The organism is Ensifer sp. WSM1721 (assembly GCF_000513895.2).
GTDB lineage: Bacteria > Pseudomonadota > Alphaproteobacteria > Rhizobiales > Rhizobiaceae > Sinorhizobium.
Genome location: NZ_CP165785.1, coordinates 341,302 through 354,666 on the forward strand (window position 1 = coordinate 341,302; position 13,365 = coordinate 354,666).

Consider the following 13,365-nt stretch of genomic DNA (forward strand, 5'->3'; position numbering starts at 1 on the left):
TTATTCCGGCAGTGCATAGCGTGTCAGGACGGCTTCACTGTCTTCAATGGCAATCTCGACCACTTCATTCACAATGCCTTGGGACATGGCGAGTTCTTGCAGAACAGCCGAGAACAGTTACCGCTGCAGCGTGGGTAGAACCTGGGGAACGATGATGACAAGGTCGGCGTGCAGCTCCTCTTTTGCGTAGAGTTTTCTGAAGTCGCGCGCGTTGTTCGTTACGAAGGTGAAGTCGTCCGCGAACGATGCGCGGCATCAGATCCCAGTCCGTCTCACCGCTCAGGCCAAGCCAATTGACATGAAAACAGTCGTGGCCATGGTTTTGAGTCACGGCCACGAGCGACGTGTGCAGGCATTCGTCGATGAGGAACTTCACGAAGCCGTGCCCGAGGCCTTCCGGCCACCAGCCTTGGAGATAGCCAGGCGCTTCACCGACTTCACCGTCAGTCCTTGTTCCGACAGCTTTTTCGGCCGTCCTCGGGCCGGGTGAGCTGCCGTCCAGATTTCGGCGAGCTCCACCATGCGCGCCGTGAGTGCGGGATAGCCCTCAAGGATCTCCCCGGTGCTAGCGCCTTGCCGTTTCATCGCAGCGATCGTTCGCACTGGAACGCGCGTGCCTTTGAAGACCGGCTCGCCCCCAACCAAGCCTTTCACGCTGTGAATGATCTTGTCCGCTTCCCTCAGTGCCTCACCCCGGGCGGCCAGGTGCTCTCTCGCTTTCGCGACATCGACGATCAGATAGTCGTCCGCTCTCACAGTATCCGCACTGGAATTCTCGTCGATCGTGTCGAACAGGCGTTTGCGACGCTCCGCCGACAGGATCGAGCCGACGCCATACCAGAGCTTCAACGAAGCAAATCATCATCTGTGAGCGCTCGGCCGGAACGGCGCGACAATCGGGTCGAGACGATGCCCTTGCCGATGGCATTGTGAACCGCCTTCACAGCAATCTCGCTGACAGCCGCAGCCTCGGCGGGCGTATATTCACGTAGGGCGCTGACCATAATCATTCTCCCTATGGAGAACATATAGCAAATGACCGTCACCGTATCGACCGCTCGTGTACGTTCGTGGTCGTGCTTCTGGAGAAGATCTTCGCTGAAGAATGCGAAGGCACATGTACCGTCTTGCCAAGCCCTCTAAATCCTGCCTGATCTGGCGCCAAGACGCGCCGTTCAGCCTGACTTCGTCACAAGCGCGGCCGGCTCGACACCCAGCGCCTCCGCGATCTGACCGAGGACGGTGACGCTGGCCGAGACATCGGCACGCTCGATCGCTCCGATATAGCGCGCGCTCAGGCCCGATCGGTCCGCCAGCTCCTCTTGCGTCAGTTGCTTGCCATGACGGATCCGACGCAAATTTATCGCCATGACCTCCTTGAGATCCATGACGTGAGCGGAACCTGAATAGGAATGATCGTTCCAGGAACGATAGTTCCGATTCAGCGCGCCATGTGATACTCAGGGCCGGCAGGTTGAAAACACGTTCGCGAATTTTACCTGACACCCAGGCCGTGCAGTCGTGGTTCAAACCGTGCACTCGGATTGAGGCCGGTCTAAGTTGGGCGTAGTGGAGAAACAAATGACAGATGCAGGTTCCTCGGGCGTTGAAGGAAACGAGGGGAAACATCTGTACCATTCAATGGAAAAGTTGGAGCTAGAAGCACTGGCGGTTTCCGCCATTCTGGAACACCGCCGGCTCCTCGAGGCAGATGAGGTCGTTTACGAGGAGTGGTTGCGCGCAAGCGACGATCCGTCGATCTCCGGTTCAGTCCTCCAAACGCTCCAGGATGAATATCGCGCACGCCAAAAAAGGTCGGAGGCCCAACAGGAGGAGCTCTCGGACATTCTGGACGCACTCGGCTTCGTGCCCGACGTGCCTTTCGAGGGCGCCAACTAAGCTCAGACCAGACCACGATCCTTGGCAATGGCGACGAGTTGCGGCACTGATTCCGCGTCAAGCTTTGCACGGGCTTTGTCGAGATAGTGCTGCACGGTCCTGGCATTGATTCCGGTGAGGTTGGCGGTTACGGATGCAGTCTTTCCCCTCGACGCCCACACCAGGCAAAGCATCTCGCGAGGCGACAGCATCTGCTTGGGATTGACCACGGTTTTAGCCGCAATGATTTTCAATCGGTAATGGACCGTCAGCAGCAGTTGAACTGCCTTTTTGGGATCCAGCACGCCCGAAATATCCACTTTCCTTTCCGGCGACGCGAAGGTCAGCATCATCGCCGATCCGTAGCTTCCCTCCACGGGAATGGTGACGCCGCAGCGAATCCCGTGCCCGATTGCCTCGTCACGAAACCGTCGCAGAGGAGATGAACCCCGGGCAGGCCAGGCGTCGGCGGTCCAGAAAAAAACGTCCCGCCGGCGCTTTGCTTCCGCCAGCACGGGATCGATGTGGAAATAGTCGCTGCCGAGGTAGATGCTTTCCCATGGTCCGGGATAGGAATTGAACGTCCTGACCTGGGTGCCGTCTTTTTGCAGGTAGGCGAACCAGTCATACCCGCAGGAATGTGCGAAGCTTCTAAGAGCGCTCCTGATCATGTGCCCATCTTGCGCGGCTTCCAGCATATCGATGAGCGAGCGAAGGTTTCCGTTCATGGACATCTCTCCTATCTTCTTGACCCGGCGAGTTCGTCCTTTGGCGAAACGATCGGTCACGCTATTTGGGCAATCGGGTCATGGCTGTGATTTACGCACACAATCACTTTTGACGGCAACCTACGGTGCATCCAACATGCGAAGCATTCCCTCTGGCCGTGTACCTTAGCACTACCTGGGGAAATGCATCTTTCAAGCTGCGTCAGCCTAGAAATATGACAAACTGATGAAGGTTGTGCGCTGCAGTGATTGTACCGCCACACTGCGCGTCAACCAGCGGCGGACACGGGATCAGGTCTCTGGCCCCCTGCGCCGCTAATTCCCACGATAGGCGGACGGAAAGATGATGTCCTGGTCGACGAGGACATTGAACTTGTAGCCGGGTCGAATGCGGATTGTGGGCTGGACGTTCAGGTTCTTCGAAATGGTCTGCTCAGCCACTCGGCCGAATGATTCAGCGAAGTTTCGGCGTGCGGCGTCCGAGGCGGTATCCTGTGTCGCCAGCGTCGAGCTCTCGGGCATCGACATGTCGATCCCGGTTCCAATCAGCGCGATCAGCGCTGCCGAACCGAATGTCCGCCAGAGATGCCGATCGACCTTGTCCTTGAAGCCCCCATAACCTTCGGCGTCGGTCCCTGCCATGCCGCCGATCTGCAGCGTCGAGCCATTGGGGAATATGAGGTCGGTCCAGACGACGAGAACACGTTCCTGACCGAATGAGATCTTTGAATCATAGCGCCCGAACAGCCTCGCGCCTTGCGGGATTAGGAGCCGGTAGCCGGTTGCGCTGTCATAGACATTCTGGCTAACCTGCGCGGTAATCCTGCCAGGCAAGTCGGAGTTGAGGCCGGTGATCAATGTGGCCGGAATGACCGAGCCGCGCTTCAACTCGTAGGGCGACATCTGCGGCACGACCTTGTTCGGCAGATAGCCGAGGTCCTTGATATCCTGATTGAAGAAATCCTCCTTCGACGTCTGGCCGTTTTGATCAACGTTCTGCCCCACGAGCCCGGATTTCATGGCGGCCGCGTAGAGGTCCGAGGCATCGTTTGCTGTCGCCGTCAAATTCTGCCGAGTGTCGGTAGGATTTGCCGCAGTCTTCTCGGCATCGGAGATGTCGACCTTCAAAGGAGAGTCGAGAGCTGTGGCGCGCGCCTGAAGACGTGCCATCCGCTGGCGCTGCGTTTCACGGATATACTGCTCGTCCTGCTCCCGCTTCAGCCGGGCTCTCCAATCTTCCTCAGACTCGAGCCGCGGTCGGCGCTCTCGTCGTTGGGGCTCGACAGCGGGTTGCTGTTTGTCCTCCTTCTGGACGATGACGGGTGTTGGCTGGAAGACGTCCTGCCTTTCAGGTTCGCCGATGATACCGTCCGAGATCCCTCTTTTCAGCTGGTCCCCAAAGTTCGTCGCAGGCGAATTCGATGCGCTCTCGAGATCACTGCCGCGGTTGAATGTCAGCCCACGCCACGAAAGTCCGATCACAACGACTCCGAAGAACAGCACAATCACGACGATAGCGATAATGATCGGCAGCCGGTTGAGACGGCGCATCCCCGGCTGCTCCTCGGCATTGCTGGATGTGCCGAGCTGAAGCGACTGGACCATGTGTTTCTCCCGTCAGTTGCGCTGCATGATTGAAAGCGGGCTCGCCGGTGTGGCTCCAGCTGCCGTAGGCGTATAGGCACGGCCGAGCGCGATCGATGGCGTCGTCAGGCGGGCAAGAACCTGGCCGTCAAAGCTGTCGAGCGACCACGCAAGTTCGACCGGCTTCTGGTCCTTGGCGACCTTTCCATCGGTGACGACGGTATACCCCCATCCCTTCAGGGCCGCCTCGAGGGCAGCGGCATATTCCGAGGTGTCCTTGTCCATCGTGATTGCTGTCGTGGCGACCGGGCCGATTTGTTCGGCAAGCCGACTTGCCATATCGCCGGCGATGGCACCTGCGGCCGGTCCGCTGACGGCGGCGGGGGTGGAGTTCGTAGTGAGAGCATCGTCGGCAGTCTGGCAACCGGAAAGGAGCGCGGCGCCGATGACCAAGGGGAGCAGCTTGCGCATCGATCAGCCTCCCCGCCGGATGGTGATCTTCTGTTGGCGCCAGCCGACACCGGAAACGAGGATCGCCTTATCGACCGCATAGTCGACGATCATCATATCGTTCTTCATGCGATAGTTGACGATGCGGTTCTGGCCGCCAGAAACAACGAAGAGGACGGGTGCGTCCTGTCCCGAGATCGACCTGGGGAACTGGATGTAGGTCTTCACGCCGTCAGAATAGACCCGCTTCGGTCTCCACGAGGCGCTGCCGCTGACTGCATAAGAGAAGTTCAACTTATTCGGCGCCGTGCCGGGAATGCCGCCAGTCTCGAGCCGGGCATTGATGTCCGCGAGCTTGGTCGAGGTGTCTTCGGGATATTCGAAGCCGATGCGGGCCATGTACTGGCTCGGATGGGACTTGAGCTGGATGTGGTAGGTGCGACGTGACGTCGTGACCACCATCGAGGTGACGAGACCGGGCTCGGATGGCTTGACGATCAAATGGATCGCTTGTCCGCCAGCGGCGCCAGAGGTCGCCGGTTCGACCTTCCAGCGCACAGTGTCACCAACCAGAACGTCCCGGACGATCTCGCCGCCCTGCAGCTCGATATCGCAAACCTGCAGCGGCGAGCAGACCACGGAAGGTTGGGTTTCGCCGAACAGGAACACAACTTTCCCATCCGGCCCGGTGGTCACGAGGCCCGGCGTGCCGCGCCACTTCCTGGAAATGTTCGTTCCCTTCACCTCATTCGATGTCATGCTCTGGGCGAAAGCGCCGCTCGCAAGGACGAGCCCGGCCATGCAGCCGGCGGCTGCGATCAATCCTGTCTTGTGCATTGGCAAATCCCCTGCCCTTAAAGCTGTGCCGTCCAGTCAAAATCCCGGACATAAAGACCAATCGGATTGAGGCGGATCGTCGCCTCGTCTTGCGGCGCGGTTAGTGCGACCGTGGCAATCCCGCGGAACCGGCGCGTGCCGGTTTCCTTGCCTTTGCGATCGCGCTCGTATTCGGTCCAGTCGATCTGATAGGTCTGGTTCGAAAGCGCCACGATGTTGTTGACCTCGATGGCGATCGTGGATGTCTTCGCCTTTTCGAACGGCGAATTGCCCCGGAACCACGCGTTGATCTTCTCCGTCGAAGGATCGGAGGTCCGAAGGAGCGCGTAAGTTCGGTCGATATATTGTTTCTGCACCACGGCGTCCGGCGTGATCGAACGGAAGCTGATTACGAAATTGCCGAGGGTGGCACGCACTACGCGGACGTCCGCATACTCGATCTGTTCGGGGAAACCGGCCGTGACCGACGTGCCGAGTTTGTCGACCTCCACGATGTACGGCACGAGCCTCACTTGCGTGCTGAGATACATTGCATATCCAAAGCCGATCACCGCCATGGTGAGACCCAGCACGCCGACCATGCGCCACGCCGCGGCCGCCTGCACATAGGATCCGTATCGTTCCGTCCATTCCTGGCGTGCGGCAAGATAGGGGTTTTCGGGGGCGCCGTTCGCTGCCATCGATCCATTACTTTCTGGTTGTTGCTAGGCTTTGTGTTCGGGCGGTGGCTTTGGGCCGTTATAACCACTGCGGGCCTCGTCGAGCTTGGCATTGGCGAGCCCGAGGATTGATCCAGCATAGGCGCCGGGTGAACCGATCGCCTTCTCTTTGGCCGCCGATCCCGCAGCACTGCCGGCGGATCCGATCCCTGCACCGAAGCCTCGAAGGGCCGCACCAGCGAGTGATGAACCGGCTGCTCGTGCGGACTGACCGGCCGTAACACCCGCTCGTGCGGCACCCGCGGCAAGGAATCCAGCGCCTGCGGCGAACGATGCCGCATGGCCACCGTGACGGATCGTTTCCATTCCTCCGGAAACCGAGGCGCCCTGGACAACACCCTGGATGATGCTCGGCACGTACATGGCGATGATGAAGACCACGACGGAGATGCCGGCGATCGCGAGCGTCGTGACGAACTGGTCGGAGGTCGCGGTCGGAGCATTCGCCAAACCCAGGAGGACCTGCGATCCGATCTTGGCGATCATCACCAGCGCCATCAGCTTCATGCCGACGCCGAAAGCGTAGACGAGATAGCGGATCGCGAAATCCTTCGTATATGAGGATCCCCCGAGGCCCAGCATGATCATGCCGGCGAGCAGGCCGACATACATCTCGACCATAACCGACACGAAAATCGCGGCGACTAGGGAAAAGCAGATGACGACGACGCCCATCGCCAGTACGGCGGCGATCGCCAGTGCATTGTCTTCGAATACACCGAACTGCGCTTGCTGTGACATTTGCGAGGCGACTCGAATGCCGGCGTCAAAGATTTCGGCGGGAGAAGCTGAACCGCCGCCAGCGCCGATCTGGAACAACCTGTCGACCACCGCTCGCGCGAAGGTTGGACCCTGTGTGAGGACAAAAGCGAAGAACCCGATGAACATGATCCGTCGGACAAGTTCGGCAAACCAGCTGTCGAGAGAAGCGGCCTGGATTGCGAGCCAGACCGCGGCTATTCCAATCTCGATGGTGGCCAGGATCCAGAACAGCGATTTAGCCGCGTCCATGATGGTGGTTTCCCATCCTTTCGCAGCCGTCGAAACCTGGTTCTCCAGCTCGGTCAGGACCTGTCCTTCCCGCGCGAAAGCGGGCGCCGTGAAGGCGATGCATACTAGTCCTGCGATGAGGAAAGAACGTATAAGGCTGCTCTTTACCATCTCGGGCGCATCTCCTGGCCGTCCTTGATCGGCGGAAGCTCCTTGCCGGAGCCAAAGAGTTTCTCGCGCACCGCGCGTTGCTCCTCGGTGAGCGCAGGTTGGTTGGAGGCCTTGGTGTTAATGATCAGCACCGTCGCGGCAGACGAGACAGCAGCAGCAAGGACAAGAAGGACGATGACGATGGCGCGGCTCACCAGCGGGGCTCCATCTTCTGGCCTTCCGGAATGGTTTTGACCTCAGCGTTAAAGAACTTCTCCCGGCGTGCTTGCGCCAGATCCTTGTCGGTCTGCTCTGTCTGCAGCCAGGTGCCCATCATGGTCATCTGCTGAGAGACGAGACCGCGGAGCTTTTGCATCTGTGCCACCTGTTGTGCGGCGATCTGATGACCCACCTGGAGAGCCTTCATCTGCCCGTCGGCCGTCTCGGACATCGACCGCAACGAGGACATCGTGCTTTCCTCGCTGTCGAATTGGTCGGCAGTTAAGCTCACAGCTTTGAGTGTGCTGGCGATCGTGTCCCGGTTCGTGTCGGACCACGCCTGGTACCTCGATGAGAAACTTTCGGCGTCCGGCAGGTTGGTCCTGAGGCTCGAATAGCTCTCGAAGCGTTGCTGCAGCACGTCATCAGCATTGCCCATCGAAAACGAAATGCTCTGGCCGTGGTCGATGATGCTGCGGAGCTGGTTGAGGTCGCTTTCGACCTGCCCCCACATGTGAGACGGGAGGGTTGCGGTGTTCTGCAGCAGGTTTTGGTAGATGTTGAGCTGCGTTTCGATCTGTTGCGCCAACTGGCTGATCTGGGTGAGTTGGTTCTGGATTTGCTCGCCGGATTGGCCAACCAGCGATACGAGCTCCCCATTGTTGAGGACCTGCGTCCACTCAGTCGCGGCGCCAGTTGCAGTGCCCGCCACCGCAGGCTTTGTGGCGCCAATCGCGAATGCGACCGCCACCACGCTGGCGAGCAGTCTAATCGAAGTCAAGCAGCGATGCGGCATCGTGAACCCCTCTCATTTGAAGCCAGTGGATCGGCCAATCGCGGCCGTGTTCGGAATTCAGTATGCGGATGCGCTTCAAGTCTTCCTTGCCCGAGGCGCCGACGAAGCTGAGCGCCACAGGGGCCAGCGCCATATCGAACAGCCGCCGGCCCTCAGGGGTGACGACGTAATACTCACGCTTGGGGATCGCGTTCGAAACGATCTCGATCTGGCGCGCATTGAACCCAATCCGTTCATAGAACTCGCGCGTGCCGGGCTCGCGCGCCGCGCCGTTCGGAAGGCAGATCTTCGTCGGGCAGGATTCCTTCAGGACATCGATGATGCCCGAGCGCTCGGCGTCCGAAATAGACTGCGTCGCGAGAACGACCGCGCAGTTCGCCTTGCGCAAAACCTTCAGCCATTCTCTGATTTTGTTGCGGAAAACCGGATGACGGAGCATCAACCAGGCCTCCTCGAGGACGATCAGGCTTGGTGAGCCGTCAAGTCGCTTCTCGATGCGTCGGAACAGATAGGTGAGAACGGGTACCAGATTCCGCTCGCCCATGTTCATCAACTCTTCGATCTCGAAGGTCTGGAAAGCGCCAAGCGAGAGCCCATCCTGTTCAGCATCGAGAAGCTGCCCCATCGGGCCGTCGACTGTGTAATGATGCAGGGCATCCTTGATCTCGCGCATCTGCACGCCGCTTACGAAATCCGAGAGCGACCGGCCGGGCGCCTTGGCCATCAGACCGACCTGCCGCGATATGGCATTGCGATGATCGGGGGTGATGGCGACGCCCTGCAGCGCGACCAGCATCTCGATCCATTCGGTCGCCCAGGCCCGATCGGCGTCACTCTCGAGATCCGACAGCGGGCAGAACGCGAGAGCGGGTCCCGTCTCCTGTACATCGCCGCCGATCTCGTAGTGATCGCCACCCGCGGCGAGCGTCAGCGGCAACAGCGAGCTTCCTTTGTCGAAGGCGAAGATCTGGGCTTGGTCATAGCGCCGGAACTGCGCCGCGATCAGCGCCAGGAGCGTTGACTTGCCCGAGCCGGTCGGACCGAAGATCAACGTGTGGCCCACGTCATCGACATGGAGGTTGAGCCGAAACGGCGTCGAGCCGCTCGCGACCTGCATCAGCGGCGGAGAATTGGCAGGATAGAATGGGCAAGGTGCGATCGGGTTTCCCGACCAGACCGAATTGAGCGGGATCAGGTCCGCGAGGTTGCTGGTGTTGATCAGCGGTTCGCGGATATTGCAATACCAATTGCCCGGCAGGCTTCCGAGATAGGCGTCGGTGGCGTTGAGCGTTTCGATCCGCGCCCCAAAGCCTTCGGCCTGGATCAATCGGCGGATTGCTTCGGCCCTTTCCTGCAATACTTCGCGATCGCTGTCGAAGAGCACGATCACGGGCGTGTAATAGCCGTAGGCGACCAGCTGCGACGAGGCCTGCGAGATGGCGTCCTCGGTTTCGGCAACCATTGTCATCGCGTCCTGATCGACCGAGCGGCTTTGCGTCTGGAACAATTGGTCGAAGAACGGTCGGACCTTCTGCTGCCACTTCTTGCGCGTCCGCTCCAGCTTTTGACGCGCCTCTTCCGCGTCGAGGAAAATGAAGCGCGACGACCAGCGATAGGTCAAAGGCATCAGATCGAGGCTGTTGAGTATCCCTGGCCAGCTCTCGGCGGGGAGCCCGTCGATTGCCACGACACCGAGAAAACGGTTTTCGACTTTCGGGGTCAGCCCATGCTCGAGTTCAGCGGTCGCGATCCAGTCGAGATACATGGGAGCATCCGGCAGGCGGATCGGGTGGTTTTCGCCGGTGATGCAGAAGCGGACGAACTGAAGCAGTTCGTCATAGCGGGTGACACGCTCCCCTCCCCTTTCGACGACCTCGCGTGTTTCCATGCGCCGGATCGAAAGCGTGTTGGCGAAATATTGCTCGATCTCGCGGATGGCGTTCCGGAAGATCAAGAGCACCGTGTCGGCATAGGTCTTCTTGCGGCTCTCCTCGTCCGAATAGATGTATTTGCTGAGAGCCGTCCTTTTGGACTCCAGCGGCCGATAAGTCAGGATCAGCGCGTGCTTGCTCTCGAAATGGCCCCGCTCGCGCGCGAAATGCGCCCGCCGCTCCGCGTCGATCGCGCGCGTGACAGCATCAGGGAAATGGCAACGAGCTTCCGAAGGATAATCGAACGTTGGAATACGGATGGCCTCAACCTGGATCATCCAGCCGCTTCCGAGGCGCGACAGGATTGCGTTGATCTGGCGCGACAGTTCGTTGCGCTCGAGGTCGGTAGCGCTTTCTGAGTCCGGACCAGCAAAATACCAGCCGGCCATCAAGCTTCCATCCTTCAACAGAAGCACGCCATTATCGACCAGACCAGCATAGGGAACGAGATCCGCGAAGGACGGGCCAGTGGCCCGGAAGCGTTTGAGAGCGACCATGCCAGGTCCCCCTCAATACCGTCGCCAAGGCGAGGTGGTCGCCTTGTAGTAGGGCTTGTACGAGATATGGCGGACATAGACCTGCCGCATGAGCGGGTCCGACTTCGCCATCATCCGGAGCAGCCCGACGATCACGAACCAGACGGCGATCCCGAAGAGCGCGGAATAGACCGTCAGGACCACGAAAATCAGGATGACGGCGGCAAGCCCGGTGATCAAAACCAGTTCCCTGTCCGCGCCCATCAGGAGGTTCGGCCGGGAGAGCGCACGGTGAATGCGATTGCGGTGAAGTCCGGATAGCGCCTCAGCCATGAGCCCCCTCCCCTCCTGCACTCGAGCGTATCGAAGTGACCCAATCATCGGTCACGCCAATCGAAGCGCCGGTCGCACCGAACAGGCCGACAATGGTCGTGGCGCCGAGGAGGATGCCGGCAACAAGCACGACATACATCAGCCGCCGCGCGAAATCGTTCAGCTCCCCACCGAAGATCAGCATGCCGCCCGCGATTGCTACTGCTGCAAGTGCGATGTAGCCCGCGACCGGGCCTGTGATGGACTCCTGGATCTGCTCGAGCGGTCCTTCCCAGGGCAGACTACCGCCTGAACTGGCCAGTGCCGGTGCCACCGACGCCAAAATGACTGGCGCGGCAAGAAGCGCGATGGAGACAAACTCATACTTACGCGACATGCCGCGCCTCCTGTTCTTCGGTGAGTTGGTCGGATTCGATCTCGTATTGGCCGTTGGCGAAGCGCTCGACCTGGACGATGTCGCAAACACGCCGGCCTCGCGGCGTACGCTCGATGGAAACGATGAGGTCGACAGCCTCCCCGATCACCTCGTGCATCGGCTGTTGGCTTGCTTCGGCCGTCAGTTGCTCCAGTCGGCGGAGCGCGGAGGTCGCCGTGTTCGAGTGGATTGTTGCCACGCCGCCAGGGTGACCTGTGTTCCAGGCCTTTAGAAGCGTCAGCGCCGCGCCGTCACGGACCTCGCCGACAACGATGCGGTCGGGGCGCAAGCGCATCGTGCTCTTTAGAAGGCGGGCCATATCGATTGCGTCGGTCGTGTGCAGGAGAACCGCGTTCTCGGCCGCGCATTGGATTTCGGCGGTGTCTTCAAGGATGACGAGCCGATCTTCTGGTGCGCTCTTCACGATTTCGTCGATTACGGCATTCGCGAGCGTCGTCTTGCCGGAGCCGGTCCCACCGGAAATGATGATGTTCAGACGCGAGGCAATTGCGCTGCGGATCGTCGCAGCCTGGGCCTCGGACATGACGGCAGAGCGAACATAGTCATCGAGCGGGATCAGACGGGATGCCCGCCGACGGATCGTGAACGCGGGTTTGGCGACAACCGGGGGCAGCAGGCCTTCAAAGCGGTGACCACCGATCGGCAGTTCTCCGGAAATGATGGGTTGGTCGGTGTCCACCTCGGATTGGAGCGCGTGAGCAACTGTTCCAATCACCATTTCCGCCGCAGCCGACGACATCTCGCCAGCGGGCGCGACGCCGTGCCCGAGCCGCTCTATGAATAGCTTGCCATCAGGATTCAGCATGATCTCGACGACGTTGCTATCGTCCAAAGCAACGCAGAGCTGGTCGCCAAGCGCCTCCTGAAGCTTGCGGACGAGGCGAGGATGAGAGCGAAGCTGTTCCACTGATTTCTCCTTACGCTGATTGGGCAAAAGGGCTGATGATTTGAGAGCGGTAGTTGGCGGTGCGGAGCTTCATGAATGTGTCGGCGTTTGCCGGCAGAGTGCCCGCCACGGCCACGGTCGCTCCGATCATTGTTGGCTCGCCAATGCGCTGAAGCGGCCAACAGGCGCGAGCGAGAATCCGTTCGAACCGAAGATCCGTCACCGTGACGATTTCGGTGAAGCGGTTCGCCACCGACCATTCGATAATCCCCGCGAACATGGTGAGCGTCGCCTCATGAATGGCGCCGTCTCCCCTGCCCTCAGCAAGAGAGGTATCCACGCAAAAGCGCGAGCTCTCTATCATTGCGGGGTGAGCCTCTAGGCGGCCGGAAGGAAGGAGCGAAGGGAAAACGTTGGCCACCATCGTGGGGCCGAGTGCGGGAAGCAGACGCGCACATCCAACCACTCGATCGTTGCTCGACACGGCCAGGATGTAGGTCGGATGAAGATTGTCGAAAGCATCCGACTCACAGCCTCCGGCGACACTGACGTCCCAGCCCAAACGATCGGAAAAGACGCGGGCGCGCAGTTGGTGGTGGCTATGGAGAAGTTGGGCTTCTTCGATATTTCGCGGCTTTGAGATCGCGAGAACCTGCATGAATTTCTCCGTCGTTGTTGGGCGGCGGGGAAATCAGCACGAATCGGAATCGGGCGGCAGTTGTAGGATTCGACAAGGTCGGCTGAAACGAGCTGGCGCAAATTGGAGTGGAAAACTGGGGGACAGGGCAGAGCGTTTGTCGGATTCACAGGAGAACAATCAGGGATCAAGGGGAGCGGCGAAATCGGCTAAGCCCCAGTGTACAAACGGAAAAAAGCCAAGAACTGCCCTCTGGCTTCTTGGTGGCCGTTAAGCCTTTGTTAACCCTAAACTTCTGGACGGGTCTGGAGAATC

General features: G+C 59.8%; 15 protein-coding genes and 2 pseudogenes. 1 reads left to right on the forward strand and 16 read right to left on the reverse strand.

The features are described 5' to 3' along the window. The 3 genes and pseudogenes from M728_RS29850 to M728_RS29860 form a co-directional block, all read right to left on the reverse strand. A pseudogene (locus tag M728_RS29850) lies at nt 1-376 on the reverse strand (DUF5615 family PIN-like protein). Continuing rightward, nucleotides 373-1,004: pseudogene (locus M728_RS29855) on the reverse strand (DUF433 domain-containing protein). Before M728_RS29855 ends, M728_RS29850 begins: the two co-directional pseudogenes overlap by 4 nt. 171 nt (nt 1,005-1,175) lie before the next feature. After that, the gene (locus tag M728_RS29860) at nt 1,176-1,388 is read right to left on the reverse strand and encodes a helix-turn-helix domain-containing protein (protein ID WP_026622199.1); all 213 of its coding nucleotides are present in this window, start codon (nt 1,386-1,388) and stop codon (nt 1,176-1,178) included. 193 nt (nt 1,389-1,581) lie between these two features. On the opposite strand from M728_RS29860, the gene M728_RS29865 reads away from it, so the two are divergent. Further along, nucleotides 1,582-1,899: a transcriptional repressor TraM gene (locus M728_RS29865; RefSeq protein ID WP_026622198.1), complete on the forward strand. Its 318-nt coding sequence runs from the start codon at nt 1,582-1,584 to the stop codon at nt 1,897-1,899. A gap of 2 nt (nt 1,900-1,901) precedes the next feature. Here the strand turns inward: M728_RS29865 and M728_RS29870 are convergent, their stop codons facing one another. From M728_RS29870 to M728_RS29930, 13 genes are all read right to left on the reverse strand, one after another. Further along, nucleotides 1,902-2,606 (reverse strand): autoinducer binding domain-containing protein, encoded by a 705-nt coding sequence (locus M728_RS29870; protein ID WP_026622197.1) that lies wholly within the window; start codon nt 2,604-2,606, stop codon nt 1,902-1,904. 315 nt (nt 2,607-2,921) lie between these two features. Further along, complete coding sequence (trbI, locus tag M728_RS29875) at nt 2,922-4,211, reverse strand: IncP-type conjugal transfer protein TrbI (RefSeq protein WP_026622196.1); 1,290 nt, start codon at nt 4,209-4,211, stop codon at nt 2,922-2,924. Nucleotides 4,212-4,223: 12 nt separating this feature from the next. Next, the gene (trbH, locus tag M728_RS29880) at nt 4,224-4,661 is read right to left on the reverse strand and encodes a conjugal transfer protein TrbH (protein ID WP_026622195.1); all 438 of its coding nucleotides are present in this window, start codon (nt 4,659-4,661) and stop codon (nt 4,224-4,226) included. 3 nt (nt 4,662-4,664) lie between these two features. Further along, entirely contained in the window at nt 4,665-5,477 is an 813-nt protein-coding gene (trbG, locus tag M728_RS29885; RefSeq protein ID WP_026622194.1) for a P-type conjugative transfer protein TrbG, read from the reverse strand. Between the two features lie 17 nt (nt 5,478-5,494). Next, nucleotides 5,495-6,157: a conjugal transfer protein TrbF gene (locus M728_RS29890; RefSeq protein WP_026622193.1), complete on the reverse strand. Its 663-nt coding sequence runs from the start codon at nt 6,155-6,157 to the stop codon at nt 5,495-5,497. Between the two features lie 24 nt (nt 6,158-6,181). Beyond that, nucleotides 6,182-7,357: a P-type conjugative transfer protein TrbL gene (trbL, locus tag M728_RS29895; protein ID WP_026622192.1), complete on the reverse strand. Its 1,176-nt coding sequence runs from the start codon at nt 7,355-7,357 to the stop codon at nt 6,182-6,184. Then, a complete protein-coding gene (trbK, locus tag M728_RS29900; RefSeq protein ID WP_026622191.1) occupies nt 7,351-7,551 on the reverse strand; it encodes an entry exclusion protein TrbK in 201 nt (66 codons plus the stop codon). Before trbK ends, trbL begins: the two co-directional genes overlap by 7 nt. After that, entirely contained in the window at nt 7,548-8,351 is an 804-nt protein-coding gene (gene trbJ / locus M728_RS29905; RefSeq protein ID WP_026622190.1) for a P-type conjugative transfer protein TrbJ, read from the reverse strand. The genes trbK and trbJ overlap by 4 nt, the downstream gene beginning before the upstream one ends. Beyond that, nucleotides 8,323-10,779: a conjugal transfer protein TrbE gene (locus tag M728_RS29910; protein WP_026622189.1), complete on the reverse strand. Its 2,457-nt coding sequence runs from the start codon at nt 10,777-10,779 to the stop codon at nt 8,323-8,325. Before M728_RS29910 ends, trbJ begins: the two co-directional genes overlap by 29 nt. A 12-nt stretch (nt 10,780-10,791) precedes the next feature. Continuing rightward, the gene (locus M728_RS29915) at nt 10,792-11,091 is read right to left on the reverse strand and encodes a conjugal transfer protein TrbD (protein WP_026622188.1); all 300 of its coding nucleotides are present in this window, start codon (nt 11,089-11,091) and stop codon (nt 10,792-10,794) included. Further along, nucleotides 11,084-11,467: a TrbC/VirB2 family protein gene (locus M728_RS29920; protein WP_026622187.1), complete on the reverse strand. Its 384-nt coding sequence runs from the start codon at nt 11,465-11,467 to the stop codon at nt 11,084-11,086. Before M728_RS29920 ends, M728_RS29915 begins: the two co-directional genes overlap by 8 nt. Further along, nucleotides 11,457-12,434 carry a P-type conjugative transfer ATPase TrbB gene (trbB, locus tag M728_RS29925; RefSeq protein ID WP_026622186.1) on the reverse strand — a complete coding sequence of 326 codons (978 nt, stop codon included), beginning with the start codon at nt 12,432-12,434 and terminating at the stop codon, nt 11,457-11,459. Before trbB ends, M728_RS29920 begins: the two co-directional genes overlap by 11 nt. A 10-nt stretch (nt 12,435-12,444) precedes the next feature. After that, a complete protein-coding gene (locus M728_RS29930) occupies nt 12,445-13,071 on the reverse strand; it encodes an acyl-homoserine-lactone synthase (RefSeq protein WP_026622185.1) in 627 nt (208 codons plus the stop codon). Nucleotides 13,072-13,365 lie beyond the last annotated feature (294 nt).